Source organism: Prosthecobacter sp. (assembly GCF_044373815.1).
Lineage (GTDB): Bacteria > Verrucomicrobiota > Verrucomicrobiia > Verrucomicrobiales > Verrucomicrobiaceae > Prosthecobacter.
In genome coordinates this window covers 1-3,298 of the sequence record NZ_JBIPNG010000615.1, presented here as the reverse complement: position 1 = coordinate 3,298, position 3,298 = coordinate 1, and the positions used below count along the sequence as shown (strand labels likewise).

Below are 3,298 nucleotides of genomic sequence, written 5' to 3'. Positions count from 1 at the left end.
TGCAGGAAATGGTGGGCCGCACGGAAGTGCTCGAGGCCCGCGAAGCGATCGATCACTGGAAGGCACGCGGCATCGACCTGTCCAACCTGCTTTATCAGCCGGATGTCGGCCCCGAAGTCGGACGCTTCTGCACCGAGGTGCAGGATCACGGCATCGACCGCTCGCTCGACATCACCACGCTCCTGGACCTGTGCAAACCGGCCATCGAGAAGGGTGAAAAAGTCACCGCCACCGTCGCTATCCGCAACGTCAACCGCACTGTCGGCACGATCCTCGGCAACGAGATCACCAAGCGCCACTGGCACGGTCTGCCGGACGACACAGTGCACATCAAGTTCAACGGTACCGCCGGTCAGAGCTTCGGTGCCTTTGTTCCCAAGGGTGTCACCCTCGAACTCGAAGGCGACGGCAACGACTACATCGGCAAGGGCCTCAGCGGCGGCCGCATCATCATCTATCCGCCGGAAGGTTCCGACTTTGCCGCTGAAGACAACATCATCGCCGGCAACACCGCGCTCTATGGCGCGACGAGCGGCGAGCTCTTCCTGCGTGGCAGGGCGGGTGAACGCTTCGCAGTGCGCAACTCGGGTGTCGATACTGTCGTCGAAGGCGTGGGTGACCACGGCTGCGAATACATGACCGGCGGCCGCGTCGTCGTGCTTGGCACCACCGGGCGCAACTTCGCCGCAGGCATGAGCGGTGGAGAGGCCTACGTTCTGGATGAAGAGGGCGATTTCGCCACCCGCTGCAATACGCAGATGGCCGGCCTCGAAAAACTCGAGGACAAAGCCGAGATCGACAGCCTCTACGAACTCATCAAAAAGCACGCCGACCTCACCAAGAGCCAGAAAGCCTTCAAGGTTCTCGCGCTCTGGGAGCAGATGCTGCCCAAGTTTGTCAAAGTGATGCCCAAGGATTACAAGCGAGTGCTCCAGGCCATCAAGAAGGCCAAGGACGACGGCCTCACCGGCGATGACGCCCTCAACGCCGCCTTTGAAGCCAACGCCCGCGACGTCGCCCGTATCGGCGGCAGCTAGCATCGACATCACGCGTCACAAACCAACAGACATCACCTTTTCACAGACAAGAGACCATGGGAAAACCTACCGGCTTCATCGAATTCGAACGCGAAATCCCCGCTGACCGCGACCCGCTTGAGCGTGTCAAAGATTGGAAGGAGTTCCACCTGCACCTGCCAGAGGAGCGCCTGAAGAATCAAGGTGCCCGCTGCATGGACTGCGGTATTCCGTTCTGCCACAGCGGCACCCTCATCAGCGGCATGGCCAGCGGCTGCCCGATCAACAACATCATCCCTGAATGGAATGATCTCGTTTTCCGCGGCCTGTGGAAAGAGGCGCTCGACCGTCTGCACAAGACGAACAACTTCCCGGAATTCACCGGCCGCGTCTGCCCCGCTCCTTGCGAAGGCTCCTGCGTTCTCGGCATTCATGAACCGCCGGTAACGATCAAGAACATCGAAGTCAGCATCATCGACAAAGGCTGGGAAGAAGGCTGGGTGAAACCCGATGTGCCAGAAAAGCGCACCGGCAAAAAAGTCGCTGTCATCGGCTCCGGTCCTGCCGGACTCAGCGCCGCCGCCCAGCTCAACCGGGCCGGCCATACCGTCACCGTTTTCGAACGCGCTGACCGCCCCGGCGGCCTGCTCATGTATGGCATCCCCAACATGAAACTCGACAAGAACGAGGTCGTCTTGCGTCGCGTGAAGCTGCTCGAAGACAGCGGTGTCATCTTCAAGTGCAACGTCAGCGTGGGCACCGACATCACCGCCGAACAGCTCACCAAGGATTTCGACGCTACCGTGATCTGCACGGGTGCCACCAAACCACGCGATCTGCCGATCCCCGGCCGTGAATTGAAGGGCATCCACTTCGCCATGGACTTCCTCACGGCGAACACCAAGGCCGTGCTCGACAAGAGCGGCAAGTTCATCACCGCAGACGGCAAGGACGTCGTCATCATCGGTGGCGGTGACACCGGCACCGACTGCGTCGGCACCAGCGTGCGCCACGGCTGCACCACCGTCACCCAGCTCGAAATCATGGCCAAACCGCCGCTCACCCGTGCTGCGAACAATCCATGGCCCGAATGGCCCAAGACCTACAAGATGGACTACGGCCAGGAAGAAGCCGCCGCCAAGTTCGGCGACGATCCCCGCGTCTATCTCACCACCGCCACCCACTTCGAAGGAGACGCCGATGGCAATGTCAAAGCCGTCCACGTCGTCAACGTCGAATGGAAGAAGGACGAAAAGGGCAACTTCGGCCCGCAGAAGATCCCCGGAACCGAAAAAGTCCTCCCCGCGCAGCTCGTCCTGCTCGCCATGGGCTTCCTCGGGCCAGAACAGCCTCTCCTCGACGCCCTCAACATCGAGCGCGACCAGCGCAGCAATGTGAAAGCCGAGCACGAGAAATACACCACCAGCATCCCCGGCGTCTTTGCCGCCGGTGACTGCCGCCGTGGCCAGTCTCTCGTTGTCTGGGCCTTCAACGAAGGCCGTGGCGCCGCCCGCGAGTGCGACCGCTTCCTGATGGGCGAAACCGCTCTGCCGTAATCAGCAACCAAGACTGACTCTTTAAAACCCGGGGTTCCCTGAACCCCGGGTTTTTTGTGCCCTTCGGGATTTTTCGAGGAACCTGGGAAACACTTTCCCTTCTGATGCCCAGGCAGCTATGAAGGCCACCGGCTGACAGCCTGTGGGAGCCATCGAACTCATTTTAGGTGGCAATTGAGCCAACTTCTGAGCATCCTTCCGGCCCGATTGTCTCCCTTCCGATGCGTCTTTTCGCCCTCCTGACCTTCCTCCTTTGCAGCAGCTCATTGCTGGGGCAGATCGTCGTGGGCGGAAAGCAGTTTGAGCGGTCCCTGACCGAGTCCGGCCCGAAGGGTGAGTGGGTGGTGTATGAAAAAGGTGCTCCTCAAAACGATGGAACGCGGCGCTGGCTCACAAAACGCGTGCTGGTTGAGCTGGCTCCAGGTACGCCCGCTGCCTCGCTGGCCCAGGTGGCGGGTGTCACGCAAACCTCGGCGCGCGGCAAATACGCCGTCGTTGAGTTCGCCGGGAGCGCGGATGCAGCCATCAAGGGAGCCGCCAGCCTGCTTAAAGCACCCGGGGTGCGCTCGGCCGCGCCGATGCTCGCGCACCAGCTGTTTCACCGTTTTGTCCCCAATGACCCGTATGTTGCCTACAACGCTGCGAATCCCGGCTACCAGTGGCATTTGAGCAACACCGGCCAGAACGGTGCCGCCGCCGGTTCCGATTTGAATGTGCTGAGCGTCT

Annotated in this window: 2 protein-coding genes and 1 pseudogene; all 3 read left to right on the top strand. The window is 61.1% G+C overall.

Translation table 11 applies throughout. From position 1 onward, the window contains the following. Nucleotides 1-1,037: pseudogene (locus ACIREA_RS29160) on the top strand (glutamate synthase subunit alpha); the annotation flags it as partial. Nucleotides 1,038-1,093: 56 nt separating this feature from the next. Further along, the gene (locus ACIREA_RS29155; RefSeq protein ID WP_397385838.1) at nucleotides 1,094-2,572 is read left to right on the top strand and encodes a glutamate synthase subunit beta; all 1,479 of its coding nucleotides are present in this window, start codon (nucleotides 1,094-1,096) and stop codon (nucleotides 2,570-2,572) included. A 221-nt stretch (nucleotides 2,573-2,793) separates the two neighbouring features. After that, nucleotides 2,794-3,298 (top strand): hypothetical protein (locus ACIREA_RS29150; protein ID WP_397385837.1); only part of this gene is annotated, 505 nt, incomplete at its 3' end.